Consider the following 13,056-nt stretch of genomic DNA (forward strand, 5'->3'; position numbering starts at 1 on the left):
CGCTGGCGCAGGCTCATCAACACTGCGCCAAAGCCGAACAGCGCGGTGAGGATCCACACCGGCCAGTTGCCCATACGGGCATACGGCGTCAACCCAGTGGTCGGCGTGACCTTGGTGGTCAGTACCTGGCGGGTGAACTGCGGCAGCATGGCCTGAATTTCACCCTGCGGGCCAATCACGGCGGTGATGCCGTTGTTGGTGCTGCGCAGCAGCGGACGCGCCAGCTCCAGAGAGCGCATCCGCGCCATCTGGAAATGCTGCCACGGACCGATGGACTTACCGAACCAGGCATCGTTAGAGATGGTCAGCAGGAAGTCGGTGTTCGGCCGGAAGTTATCCCGCACCTGCTCGCCGAGGATGATCTCATAGCAGATGGCCGGGGTCAGCTCGAAGCCGTGGGCCGAGAGCTGCGGCTGCACGTAGGGACCGCGGCTGAACGAGGACATCGGCAGATCGAAGAACGGGGCCAGCGGACGCAAAATAGACTCCAGCGGCACGAACTCGCCAAACGGCACCAGATGGTTTTTATTGTAGCGATTCGTGGAGTTGTAGTTATACGCGCTGTCTTTGCCCAGCGTAATGATGGTGTTATAGGTGTCGTAGCGGTTCTGCTTGTTCAGGCGCGCGTCGACGATGCCGGTAATCAGCGTCGTGTCCTTCGCCCGCAGCAGATCGTCCATCGTGCTTAAGAAGCGCTGCTGGTTGATCTCCAGATCCGGAATGGCAGACTCCGGCCAGATAATCAGCTGCGACTTGCCCATCTCCCGCTCGGTAGCGTCGAGATAGATATTCAGCGTATTCTCCAGCTGTCCCTCATCCCACTTCAGGGACTGCGGAATATTACCCTGCACCAGGGAGACCTGGGTGGTGCGATCCGTTACCGGAGTAAACCACTGGATGTAGCGCAGCGGGAAGGGAAGGGCAAAGAGCACCACCGCCACCGCCAGGGTGCGCCAGCTGCGATGAGCCGCCGCCAGCACCAGCAGGCCGCTGACCACCATCAGCAGGAAGTTGATCGCCTCAACGCCCATCACCGGGGCCAGACCCTTCAGCGGGCCGTCAATCTGGCTGTAGCCAAACTGCAACCACGGGAAGCCGGTTAACACCCAACCGCGCAGGAACTCGGTGAGCTGCCAGACCACCGGCGCAGCGATAGCTACGCGGATGACGCTGGTACGCGGCCAGAGGCGGGAGAGGATCCCGGCGAACAGACCGGTATAGAGCGACAGATAGGCCGCCAGCAGCACCACAAGAAAGACGTTGACTGGCCCCGGCATGCCGCCAAACTGGGCGATGCTGACGTAGACCCAGTTAATCCCGGTGCCAAAGAGACCCAACCCCCACGCATAGCCAATCGCCGCCGCCTGTAGCGGGCGACGGTTTAGCGTCAGCCCTTGCAGGCCGATAAGGGAGATAAGCGCGGCGGGCCAGAAGTCATAAGGAGAAAAAGCCAGCGTTCCGCTGGCTCCTAGTAACAGCGCCAGCAGCAAACGCATGCGCTGACGCTCAAACAGTGAGGCAAATACCATTTACATTACTCGTCCAGGTGGATTACTCGTCCAGTTTAGGCTGCGCTGCGTCTTCTGGCATTTTTACGTGAACCTGAATTATACGACGGCTGTCGGCCATGGCGACTTTGAACTGATAACCATCGATGTCGATGGATTCGCCTCGCGCTGGCAGATGGCCAAAGGCCTGCATCACCAGCCCGCCGATGGTGTCCACCTCTTCATCGCTGAAGTGGGTACCAAAGGACTCATTGAAATCTTCAATAGAGGCCAGGGCGCGCACCGTCCAGGTGTGACGGCTTAGCTGGCGGAAGTCGATATCTTCCTCTTCGTCGTACTCATCTTCAATTTCGCCGACGATCAGCTCAAGAATATCTTCGATGGTCACGAGGCCCGAGACGCCACCAAACTCATCAATAACGATAGCCATATGATAGCGCTGTGAGCGGAACTCTTTCAGCATCCGGTCAACCCGTTTGCTCTCCGGGACGACAACCGCCGGACGTAGCACTTTTTCCATGCTGAAGGCTTCGGCATCGCTGAGCATAAAGGGCAGCAGATCCTTGGCCATCAAAATCCCTTCGATGTGATCCTTATCTTCGCTGATCACCGGGAAGCGGGAGTGGGCAGACTCGATAATCACATCGAGGCACTCATCCAGCGTCTGGTTACGTTTCAGGGTGATCATCTGCGAGCGGGGGATCATGATGTCGCGAACGCGCTGGTCGGCAATATCCATTACTCCTTCGAGCATGTCGCGCGTATCTTCGTCGATAAGCTCGTTCTGCCCGGAGTCACGGATCAGCGCCAGAAGTTCGTCACGGTTTTTCGGTTCGCCGTGAAAGAGCTGGCTCAGTAAGAGGGAGAAGAATCCCTTTTTGCTGCTGTTAAGTGGGTCGCTACTGTGTGAATTGTCGTCGCTCATGGCGTCGTATGGGTTCTCATGTTAATAAATGTGTTGTCCGGCGCGCAAACTCAGCGCCAGACGGCTCAGAAGTAGCCAAGCTACTCCTTCTCGGCAATGTACGGATCCTCATAGCCCAGAGCAAGCATTATCTCTGTTTCCAGGCTCTCCATCTCTTCGGCCTCGTCATCTTCAATATGATCGTAGCCCAGCAGGTGCAGACTGCCATGCACCACCATGTGCGCCCAGTGCGCCTCCAGCGGCTTTTCCTGCTCGCGGGCCTCCTGCTCTACTACCTGACGGCAGATGATCAGGTCGCCGAGCAGCGGCAGCTCGATGCCCGGGGGTGCCTCAAACGGGAACGAGAGCACGTTGGTGGGCTTGTCCTTGCCGCGATAGGTCAGGTTAAGCTCGTGGCTCTCCGCCTCGTCCACGAGGCGGATCGTCACTTCGGACTCCTCCTGAAACTGCGGGATAACCGCGTTCAGCCAGCCCTGAAACTGTGCTTCGTCTGGCAGGCCGCTCGCGTCATCACACGCCAGCTGTAAATCGAGGATAACCGAACTCATTTTTGCTCATGCTCCTGGTGCTGGGCTTCACGCTTACGCTCGGCGGCCAGCTCGGCTTTACGTTTCTGCTCTGTCTCTTCCCACGCCTCATAGGCGGTCACGATACGGGCAACCACCGGGTGGCGTACCACGTCTTCGCTGTGGAAGAAGTTAAAGCTGATCTCATCCACCTCTGCCAGCACTTCAATAGCGTGGCGCAGGCCGGATTTGGTGCTGCGCGGCAGGTCAACCTGGGTGATATCCCCGGTGATCACCGCTTTCGAGTTAAAGCCAATACGCGTCAGGAACATCTTCATCTGTTCGATGGTGGTGTTCTGGCTCTCATCGAGGATGATAAACGCATCGTTCAGCGTGCGGCCGCGCATGTAAGCCAGCGGCGCAACTTCAATCACGTTACGCTCCATCAGCTTCTCGACTTTCTCAAAGCCCAGCATCTCAAACAGCGCGTCGTACAGCGGACGCAGATACGGGTCAACCTTCTGGCTCAGATCCCCTGGCAGGAAGCCGAGCTTCTCACCGGCTTCTACCGCCGGACGGGTCAGCAGAATACGGCGAACGTCCTGACGCTCCAGGGCATCCACTGCAGCGGCGACGGCGAGATAGGTTTTCCCTGTCCCTGCTGGCCCCACGCCAAAAGTGATGTCATGGTCGAGGATATTGGCAATATACTGCGCCTGGTTTGGCGTACGCGGTTTGATCACGCCGCGCTTGGTTTTGATATTGACCGCTTTACCATACTCCGGCACGCTCTCGGCGCTCTGCTCAAGCACGCGGGCCTCTTTGATGGCGAGATGGATCTGCTCAGGTTCAATATCCTGAGTTTGGCCGCGCATCGGGGCGGTATCAACGTAGAGGCTGCGCAGGATATCTGCTGCGGCATTCACGCTAATGGTGCGTCCGGTGAGTTTAAAGTGATTATCGCGGCGGTTAATTTCGATGCCCAGTCGACGTTCAAGCTGTTTGATGTTGTCGTCAAACGGGCCGCATAAACTCAGCAGACGGGCATTGTCAGCTGGTTCGAGATTGATTTCACGGGTTTCAGTATTCAATCGATTCCTCTTTTACCTGACGGGCCGGATGGAGTAAGGATATGGGGGCGATGGGCGGAAAAAACAAGGCCCGCCGGAGGGGCAGGCCGAGGGGATTAGGGCTGGTAGAGACCGACGCCCAGTTCGTTCTCTTTACGGGTGCGGGCAATCACCGATTCCGGCGTTTCGGTTACACGCAGGCCCATCTCCGCTTCGGTGCGCACAACGTTACCGCGCAATGAATTAGTATAGACATCGGTGATCTCAACGTCCACGAACTTGCCGATCATGTCCGGCGTGCCCTCAAAGTTAACCACGCGGTTGTTCTCGGTACGGCCCGACAGCTCCATAATGCTCTTACGGGAGGTGCCCTCCACCAGGATACGCTGGGTGGTGCCGATCATTTTGCGGCTCCAGGCCATCGCCTGCTGGTTGATACGCTCCTGCAGAATGTAGAGACGCTGCTTCTTATCCGCTTCCGGCACATCATCGACCATATCGGCAGCTGGCGTACCCGGACGGGCAGAGAAGATAAAGCTGAAGCTCACGTCAAAGTTCACCTCGGCAATCAGCTTCATGGTCTGCTCGAAGTCTTGGGTGGTCTCCCCCGGGAAGCCGACGATAAAGTCGGAGCTGATCTGGATATCCGGACGCGCCGCGCGCAGTTTACGGATAATCGCCTTATACTCCAGCGCGGTATGGGTCCGGCCCATCAGGTTCAGGACGCGATCTGCGCCGCTCTGTACCGGCAGGTGCAGGAAGCTTACCAGCTCCGGCGTATCGCGGTAGACCTCAATGATATCGTCGGTGAACTCAATCGGGTGGCTGGTGGTAAAGCGGATGCGGTCGATACCGTCGATAGCGGCCACCAGCCGCAGCAGCTCGGCGAAGGAGCCGGTGGTGCCATCGTAGTTCTCGCCGCGCCAGGCGTTCACGTTCTGGCCCAGCAGGTTAACCTCACGCACGCCCTGTGCCGCCAGCTGGGCGATCTCAAACAGGATGTCGTCGCAGGGACGGCTCACCTCTTCACCGCGGGTGTAGGGCACCACGCAGTAGGTGCAGTATTTATTGCAGCCTTCCATGATAGAGACGAAGGCGGTCGGACCGTCGGCACGCGGCTCCGGCAGGCGGTCAAATTTTTCGATCTCTGGGAAGCTGATATCGACGATCGGGCTGCGGTTGCCGCGCACTGAGTTGATCATCTCCGGCAGGCGGTGCAGGGTCTGTGGCCCAAACACGATGTCGACGCAGCGAGCGCGCTGGCGAATAAGGTCGCCCTCCTGGGAGGCCACGCAGCCGCCGACGCCAATAATCAGATCCGGATTCTTCTCTTTCAGGAGCTTCCAGCGCCCGAGCAGATGGAATACTTTCTCCTGAGCCTTCTCGCGGATAGAGCAGGTGTTAAGCAGCAGTAAATCCGCCTCTTCCGCTACCTCCGTCAACTGATAGCCGTGAGTAGCATCCAGCAGATCGGCCATCTTCGATGAATCGTACTCGTTCATCTGACAGCCCCAGGTTTTAATATGGAGTTTTTTGGTCATCGACTTGCTCTATTAAACGCGAGGATTTCAGGCCGCGTATTGTAATGCTTTGGTCGGGCGCTGACCATAGTTCATCTCCCGACCCCATAAAATCGAAAATCCTGTAAACTTAAGGGAATTACAAATAAGGACAATTGACCATGGTAAATCAACCAACTGAAGTTGCCGTAGTTGGCGGCGGGATGGTCGGCGGCGCACTGGCCCTTGGCCTGGCGCAGCAGGGTTTTGCGGTCACGGTGATCGAGCAGGCCGCACCGCCCGCGTTTGACGCCAGTATAGCGCCGGACGTGCGCATTTCTGCGATAAGCACCGCATCTGTGGCACTGCTGCGCGGGCTGGGCGTCTGGGATAGCGTACTGGCGATGCGCTGCCATCCCTGGCGTCGACTGGAGACCTGGGAGTGGGAGAACGCCCACGTGGTCTTTGACGCCAGCGATCTTAAGCTGCCGCACCTCGGCTATATGGTTGAGAATAATGTGTTACAGCGCGCGCTGTGGGAGGCGCTGGAGGCCCATCCGCAGGTCACGCTGCGGGCTCCGGCGATGCTCAAGGCGATGCACACCCATGGTCATCAGCATGAGCTGGTGTTTGACAATGACGAGACGCTGCTGGCAAGGCTGGTGATTGGCGCAGACGGTGCAAACTCGCAGGTGCGGCAGTGGGCGGGGATTGGCGTTCACGCCTGGCAGTATCAGCAGTCCTGTATGCTGATCACCGTGGAGTGTGAAAACGCGCCTGGCGACAGTACCTGGCAGCAGTTTACCCCGCACGGGCCGCACGCCTTCCTGCCGCTGTTCGACCGCTGGGCATCGCTGGTGTGGTACGACACGCCGGCGCGCATTCGCCAGCTTCGTACCCTGACCATGCCACAGCTGCAACGGGAGATTGAAACCTTCTTCCCGGCCCGGCTGGGCAAGGTTACGCCGGTCGCGGCGGGTGCCTTCCCGCTGACCCGCCGCCACGCCCTACAGTATGTGAAGCCGGGATTGGCGCTGGTAGGCGATGCCGCCCACACGATCCATCCCCTGGCGGGGCAGGGGGTAAACCTTGGCTATCGCGACGTGGATGCGCTGCTAGAGGTGTTGATTAATGCCCGTAGCCAGGGCGAGGAGTGGGCCAGCCAGCGCGTGCTTAAGCGCTACCAGACGCGACGGATGATGGACAACTACATTATGCAGAGCGGTATGGATCTCTTCTACGCTGGATTTAGCAATAATCTTGGTCCGCTGCGGGTGCTGCGCAACATGGGGCTGATGGCTGCTCAGCGTGCGGGTATACTAAAAACCCAGGCGCTGAAGTATGCGCTAGGGCTGTAACGCCGGTGCCGGGACTGCCCGGCACGCTAATTTTAAATAAGTACAAAAACAAAAAAGCCCGCCGAAGCGAGCTTTTTTGTTTTATGTGGCTGGGGTACGAGGATTCGAACCTCGGAATGCTGGAATCAGAATCCAGTGCCTTACCGCTTGGCGATACCCCAACAGGGTGCGTTCGCGTGAGCAAACGTCTTTTTAAATTGGCTGGGGTACGAGGATTCGAACCTCGGAATGCTGGAATCAGAATCCAGTGCCTTACCGCTTGGCGATACCCCAACAATTTTTTACGTCATAAGCATCTTATGCAAGATACTCATCAGAATATAGTGGCTACTACGGGAATCGAACCTGTGACCCCATCATTATGAGTGATGTGCTCTAACCAGCTGAGCTAAGTAGCCAAATTGTACTGCTAGTTACTCAAGACAAACGTGATAACACGAGAGTCGAAAAAAATGGCTGGGGTACCTGGATTCGAACCAGGGAATGCCGGTATCAAAAACCGGTGCCTTACCGCTTGGCGATACCCCATCCGTGCAACGCTTACTGGGAATGGTGCGGGAGGCGAGACTTGAACTCGCACACCTTGCGGCGCCAGAACCTAAATCTGGTGCGTCTACCAATTTCGCCACTCCCGCAAAAAAAGATGGTGGCTACGACGGGATTTGAACCTGTGACCCCATCATTATGAGTGATGTGCTCTAACCAGCTGAGCTACGTAGCCATCTTTTTTTCGCGATACCTTATCGGCGTTGCGGGGCGCATTATGCGTATTGGGCCTTTCAGCGTCAACACCTTTTTCATCGAAAATTGCCGGAATGTGACTGTTTGGTTAGGTTGCGAACAGCCTGACGTATTATTCGGCAATTATTGGTTATATCTTGATTTTAATTGAGAGATAACAAGAGTAAAACCAACAGAAACGGGCCCCGCAGGACCCGTTATCATCATACGATTTTATCTGTTAATAGGCGGACTGGTGAACGCCTACCGCACGGCCTGATGGATCGTTCATGGTTTTGAACGCTTCATCCCACTCAATGGCTTTTGCGGAGGAGCAGGCGACGGACGGACCGCCCGGCACGCACTCGGCTGCGCTGGCAACCGGGAACAGCTCTTCAAAGACTTCACGGTACAGGTACGCCTCTTTAGAGGTCGGCGTGTTGTACGGGAAGCGGTAGCTGGCGGTTTCCAGCTGCTGGTCGCTGACCTGCTGTGCCGCCACCTCTTTCAGGGTGTCGATCCAGCTGTAGCCTACGCCATCAGAGAACTGCTCTTTCTGACGCCATGCTACGCTTGCCGGCAGGTAGGACTCGAAGCACTCACGCAGCACGTGTTTTTCCATTTTACCGTTGCCGCACATCTTATCCTGCGGGTTGATACGCATCGCCACGTCGAGGAAGTTCTTATCCAGGAAGGGCACGCGTGCCTCCACGCCCCAGGCTGACATCGCTTTGTTGGCACGGGCGCAGTCAAACATATGCAGCGCCTGCAGCTTACGCACGGTCTCTTCATGCAGCTCTTTAGCATCCGGCGCTTTGTGGAAGTAGAGGTAGCCGCCAAACACTTCGTCAGAACCTTCGCCCGACAGCACCATCTTGATGCCCATCGCTTTGATTTTACGTGACATCAGGTACATCGGCGTTGAAGCGCGGATGGTGGTCACGTCATAAGTCTCAATGTGGTAAATCACGTCGCGGATGGCATCCAGACCTTCCTGCACGGTGAAGTGGATCTCGTGGTGCACGGTACCCAGATGCTCAGCAACGGCCTGGGCGGCTTTCAGATCCGGCGCGCCTTCAAGGCCCACGGCAAAGGAGTGCAGCTGCGGCCACCAGGCCTCTGATTGCTCCTGATCTTCTACGCGGCGTGCGGCAAACTTTTTAGTGATGGCGGAAATGATAGAGGAATCCAGGCCGCCGGAGAGCAGCACGCCGTATGGCACGTCTGACATCAGGTGGCTCTTCACCGCATCTTCCAGCGCCTGACGCAGCTTGGCTTTGTCAGTCACGTTATCTTTTACCGCGTCGTACTCAAACCAGTCGCGCTGGTAGTAGCTACGGATCTCGCCGTCCTGGCTCCACAGGTAGCTGCCCGCCGGGAACTCTTTAATGGTACGGCAGACCGGTACCAGGGCTTTCATTTCAGACGCCACGTACATGTTGCCGTGCTCGTCGTAGCCCATGTACAGCGGGATGATACCGATATGGTCACGGCCAATCAGGTAGGCATCTTTTTCGCTATCGTAGAGTACGAAGGCAAACATGCCCTGCAGCTCGTCGAGGAACTCCGGGCCTTTCTCCTGATAGAGCGCCAGGATCACTTCGCAGTCGGAGCCGGTCTGGAAATCGTAGCGATCGCCGTACTCGGCACGCAGTGCCTGATGGTTATAGATTTCACCGTTAACGGCCAGGGCATGGGTTTTTTGGGCGTTGTAGAGCGGCTGTGCGCCAGCGTTGACGTCAACAATAGAGAGACGTTCGTGGCACAGAATCGCTTTATCGCTTGCGTATACGCCGGACCAGTCAGGACCGCGATGGCGCATCAGGCGAGAGAGCTCCAGCGCTTTCTTACGCAGTTCACCTGCATCCGTTTTAATATCCAGTACGCCAAAAATTGAACACATAACCTTCTCCATTAACCCTGTTAGTTTGCCGACGTTGCGTCATCGCGTTGTCTTATTGCTTGATTAAGAAAATGCCGCAAAGCAGGGGCGGGCGCAAGGGTTTTAGCAAGGTGAAATTAAAAAGTGCAATCACGATTGCCGAATAGTGAAAAAAGCACAGAGTTTCGCGCTGATTATTAATGATTATGCATTTTTAAGCCGCTTTTTTTGATGCAGGTTATCTTATGGATAGGTAAAAATGGAAAAACCACGTCATGAGACGTGGTTCGGTCTGGTAGGCTCGCGCAAGCGGAGTGCCGCCGGGCAATGAGCAGGGTTACTCCTCCAGCAGATGCTGTAGCAGCGAGCCGTTGAGCATGGCGCGCTTCACCAGCGCAAAGGCACCGATGGCAGAGCGGTGATCCAGCGTAGAACGCACCACCGGCAGGTTTTTGCGAAACGCCTTCAGCGCCTGGGTATTGATGCAGCCCTCGATGGCGGGCAGCAGCACCTTCTCCGCCTCGACAATCTCACCGGCAATCACAATCTTCTGCGGGTTAAAGAGGTTAATGGCGATAGCAATGGTTTTGCCAAGGTGGCGGCCAACATGCTCGATGACCTCGCAGGCTAGCGCGTCGCCTTTATTAGCCGCTTTACAGATGGCTTTAATTGAGCAGTCGTCCAGCGTGATGCGGCTCTGGTAACCCTGCTCCAGCAGGTGGCGCACTCGCTGCTCAATTGCGGCATTTGCCGCCACGGTCTCCAGACAGCCAAAATTACCGCAGTGGCAACGCTCTCCCAGCGGCTCGACCTGAATATGGCCGATCTCACCGACGTTGCCGTTGCGGCCAATAAAAATGCGTCCGTTAGAGATAATGCCCGCCCCCGTACCGCGATGGACGCGCACCAGAATAGAGTCCTCGCAGTCCTGGCTTGCACCAAAGTAGTGCTCGGCCAGCGCCAGGCTGCGGATATCGTGCCCGACAAAACAGGCCACCTTGAAGCGTTTCTCCAGCGCGCTCACCAGGCCCCAGTTCTCCACCTGAATATGCGGCATATAGCGGATCACCCCGCTCTCCGGATCCACCAGCCCCGGCAGGATCACCGAGATAGCAATCAGCTCGCGGGTCTTACGCTGGCAGGTATCAATAAAGGTGGCGATGGTGTTCAGCAGGGCGTGCTCTAACGTCTCCTGGGTGCGCTCCGGCAGGGGATAGTGCTCTTCCGCCAGCACCTTGCTGCTCAGATCGTAGAGCGTCAGGGTGGTATCGTGACGACCCAGGCGCACGCCAATGGCATTGAAATTACGCGTCTCGGTAATAATAGAGATGGCGCGGCGACCACCGGTCGAGGCCTGCTGATCGACCTCTTTAATTAAACCGCGCTCAATAAGCTGTCGCGTGATTTTCGTCACGCTAGCGGGGGCAAGCTGGCTCTGCTCGGCAATTTGGATCCGCGAGATCGGCCCAAGCTGGTCGATCAGGCGGTAAACAGCCGCGCTATTAAGTTGTTTTACGAGGTCAACGTTACCAATTTGAGCTTGTCCGCCTGATGTCATACTTTTACTTACTCAGTCATGACCTCGTTACCATTAACGATGGTCTTAATTACTTTAAAGTCGTGGGTAAACGCGGTCAGGTTCGCCACCATGCCGGGTGCGATGCTGCCTAACTGTTTATCAACGCCGATGGCGCGGGCCGGGTAGAGCGTCGCCATACGCAGCGCTTCATCCAGCGCAACGCCGACGTGCTCGACAAGATTAGCCACCCCTTCGATCATGGTTAATGCCGAACCGCTCAGGGTACCGTTCTCGTCTACACAGAGTCCATTACGGTAGTATATTGTTTTACCAGCAAAAATGAATTCGTCAATGACCGCACCCGCCGCCGCAGTCGCGTCGGTAACCAGGCAGAGCTTATCGCCCTTCAGGCGCTTCGCCATCCGAACGTTAGTGAAATCAACGTGTAAGCCATCAACGATAATGCCGCAGTAGACGTCAGCATCGTCAAGAACCGCGCCGGTAAGACCGGGTTCGCGCCCGGTGATGTAGGGCATGGCGTTGAAAAGGTGGGTAGCAAAGGTAATACCTGCGCGGAAACCGGCTTTCGCCTCGACAAGGGTCGAATTAGAGTGGCCGGCTGAAACCACAATCCCGGCCGCGGCCAGCTTGCGGATCACAGCAGGATCAACCATTTCCGGCGCTAAGGTCAGCTTGGTAATCACATCGGCATTGGCGCAGAGGAAATCCACCAGATCGCTGTCCGGGCGGCGCACAAAGTCAGGATCGTGGGTGCCTTTTTTCACTACGTTGAGCCACGGCCCTTCGAGATGCAGACCCAGCGCCTGGTGCGGATGCTTCGCCAGGTAGTCGCGCATCACCTGCACACCCTGTTTCATCAGGTCATCGCTGGTGGTGATGAGGGTCGGTAAAAAGCTGGTGCAGCCCGACCGTTCGTTGGCGCGCTGCATTATCTCCAGCGTCTCTACGCTGACGGCGTCGGCAGTGTCGTTAAACTGTACGCCGCCGCAGCCGTTCAGCTGGAGGTCGATAAAACCGGGGGCCAGATAAGCGCCATTGAGCGAGCGCTGCTCAATCGTTGGCGGCAGGTCTGCCTGCGGGCAGAGGCGGTCGATAAGACCATCAACGACAATCAGCGCGTGATCGTCCAGAACTTCATGGCCGCTAAAGATACGGCACTGGGTTAAAGCATACATAACAACCCCCGGGTAAAAATGTTACAGACCTTTGATATTTTCCGCTTCTAGCTCAGTGAAGTATTTGAGTGTCTTCACCTTTAGCTCCATGGTTGACGGTTCGTCGCACACTACTACCGCTTTCGGATGCAGCTGCAGACAGCTAATCGTCCACATGTGGTTAACGTTGCCTTCCACCGCCGCCTGCAGGGCCTGCGCCTTGACGTTGCCCAGCACGAGGATCATCACCTCTTCGGCATCCAGCAGGGTGCCCACGCCAACGGTCAGCGCATATTTCGGTACCTGATCGACATCGCCGTCAAAAAAGCGGGAGTTTGCCACGCGGGTGTCATGGGTCAAGGTTTTAATGCGAGTGCGGGAAGCCAGCGAAGAGGCCGGTTCGTTAAACGCGATGTGCCCATCGTTGCCTACGCCACCCATGAACAGGTGAATTTTACCGTAGGCGCGAATTTTTTCTTCATAACGGCGGCATTCTGCGTCAATATCCGGCGCATTACCATTGAGCAGGTTGATGTTTTCTGCGGGAATATCAACGTGATCGAAAAAGTTGCGGTGCATAAAGCTGTGGTAGCTCTCTGGGTGCTCTTTTGCCAGGCCGACATATTCGTCCATGTTAAAGGTCACGACGTTCTGAAAGCTAACCTGGCCCGCTTTGTGCATTTCTACCAGCGCTTTATAAGCGGTAAGCGGGGTGCCGCCGGTGGGCAGACCCAGAACAAACGGACGATCCGCAGTCGGTTTAAATGCGTTGATGCGGTTAACGATATGGCGGGCAGCCCATTTACCGACCTGTTCGGCACTCGTCAGGGGGATCAGTCTCATTGTTTACCTCTACAAAGGGTGAAATTAACATTGGCGAACGGCACTCTGTAC

10 protein-coding genes and 6 tRNA genes are annotated in these 13,056 nt (G+C 56.6%); 1 reads left to right on the forward strand and 15 read right to left on the reverse strand.

Going from position 1 to position 13,056, the window contains the following annotated elements:
* The 5 genes from lnt to miaB form a co-directional block, all read right to left on the reverse strand.
* The coding region (gene lnt / locus FN633_RS07090; RefSeq protein ID WP_154058852.1) for an apolipoprotein N-acyltransferase at window positions 1-1,529 on the reverse strand (1,529 nt) is incomplete at its 3' end.
* 22 nt (window positions 1,530-1,551) lie between these two features.
* Window positions 1,552-2,433: a CNNM family magnesium/cobalt transport protein CorC gene (gene corC / locus FN633_RS07095; protein ID WP_154057233.1), complete on the reverse strand. Its 882-nt coding sequence runs from the start codon at window positions 2,431-2,433 to the stop codon at window positions 1,552-1,554.
* An 80-nt stretch (window positions 2,434-2,513) separates the two neighbouring features.
* Window positions 2,514-2,981, reverse strand: a complete 468-nt coding sequence (ybeY, locus tag FN633_RS07100) for an rRNA maturation RNase YbeY (protein WP_042392058.1) — start codon at window positions 2,979-2,981, stop codon at window positions 2,514-2,516.
* Window positions 2,978-4,030, reverse strand: coding sequence for a PhoH family protein (locus FN633_RS07105; protein ID WP_042392059.1), 1,053 nt, complete (start codon window positions 4,028-4,030; stop codon window positions 2,978-2,980). The genes ybeY and FN633_RS07105 overlap by 4 nt, the downstream gene beginning before the upstream one ends.
* Window positions 4,031-4,125: 95 nt before the next feature.
* Window positions 4,126-5,550: a tRNA (N6-isopentenyl adenosine(37)-C2)-methylthiotransferase MiaB gene (gene miaB, locus FN633_RS07110; protein WP_154057234.1), complete on the reverse strand. Its 1,425-nt coding sequence runs from the start codon at window positions 5,548-5,550 to the stop codon at window positions 4,126-4,128.
* A 140-nt stretch (window positions 5,551-5,690) separates the two neighbouring features.
* On the opposite strand from miaB, the gene ubiF reads away from it, so the two are divergent.
* Window positions 5,691-6,866, forward strand: a complete 1,176-nt coding sequence (ubiF, locus tag FN633_RS07115; RefSeq protein WP_154057235.1) for a 3-demethoxyubiquinol 3-hydroxylase — start codon at window positions 5,691-5,693, stop codon at window positions 6,864-6,866.
* Between the two features lie 86 nt (window positions 6,867-6,952).
* Here the strand turns inward: ubiF and FN633_RS07120 are convergent.
* From FN633_RS07120 to nagB, 10 genes are all read right to left on the reverse strand, one after another.
* Window positions 6,953-7,027: transfer RNA gene (locus FN633_RS07120), tRNA-Gln, on the reverse strand.
* A gap of 37 nt (window positions 7,028-7,064) precedes the next feature.
* Window positions 7,065-7,139: transfer RNA gene (locus FN633_RS07125), tRNA-Gln, on the reverse strand.
* Window positions 7,140-7,190: 51 nt separating this feature from the next.
* Window positions 7,191-7,264: transfer RNA gene (locus tag FN633_RS07130), tRNA-Met, on the reverse strand.
* Window positions 7,265-7,319: 55 nt separating this feature from the next.
* A tRNA-Gln gene (locus FN633_RS07135) sits at window positions 7,320-7,394 on the reverse strand.
* Window positions 7,395-7,416: 22 nt separating this feature from the next.
* Window positions 7,417-7,501, reverse strand: a tRNA-Leu gene (locus FN633_RS07140).
* Between the two features lie 9 nt (window positions 7,502-7,510).
* A tRNA-Met gene (locus FN633_RS07145) sits at window positions 7,511-7,587 on the reverse strand.
* A 240-nt stretch (window positions 7,588-7,827) separates the two neighbouring features.
* Window positions 7,828-9,489 carry an asparagine synthase B gene (gene asnB, locus FN633_RS07150; RefSeq protein ID WP_154057236.1) on the reverse strand — a complete coding sequence of 554 codons (1,662 nt, stop codon included), beginning with the start codon at window positions 9,487-9,489 and terminating at the stop codon, window positions 7,828-7,830.
* Between the two features lie 316 nt (window positions 9,490-9,805).
* The gene (gene nagC / locus FN633_RS07155; protein ID WP_154057237.1) at window positions 9,806-11,026 is read right to left on the reverse strand and encodes a DNA-binding transcriptional regulator NagC; all 1,221 of its coding nucleotides are present in this window, start codon (window positions 11,024-11,026) and stop codon (window positions 9,806-9,808) included.
* Window positions 11,027-11,034: 8 nt separating this feature from the next.
* Complete coding sequence (gene nagA / locus FN633_RS07160; RefSeq protein ID WP_154057238.1) at window positions 11,035-12,183, reverse strand: N-acetylglucosamine-6-phosphate deacetylase; 1,149 nt, start codon at window positions 12,181-12,183, stop codon at window positions 11,035-11,037.
* A 21-nt stretch (window positions 12,184-12,204) separates the two neighbouring features.
* Window positions 12,205-13,005 carry a glucosamine-6-phosphate deaminase gene (gene nagB, locus FN633_RS07165; protein ID WP_154057239.1) on the reverse strand — a complete coding sequence of 267 codons (801 nt, stop codon included), beginning with the start codon at window positions 13,003-13,005 and terminating at the stop codon, window positions 12,205-12,207.
* Window positions 13,006-13,056: the final 51 nt, after the last annotated feature.

Source organism: Pseudescherichia vulneris (assembly GCF_902164725.1).
In the GTDB taxonomy this organism is placed as follows: Bacteria; Pseudomonadota; Gammaproteobacteria; order Enterobacterales; family Enterobacteriaceae; genus Pseudescherichia; species Pseudescherichia vulneris.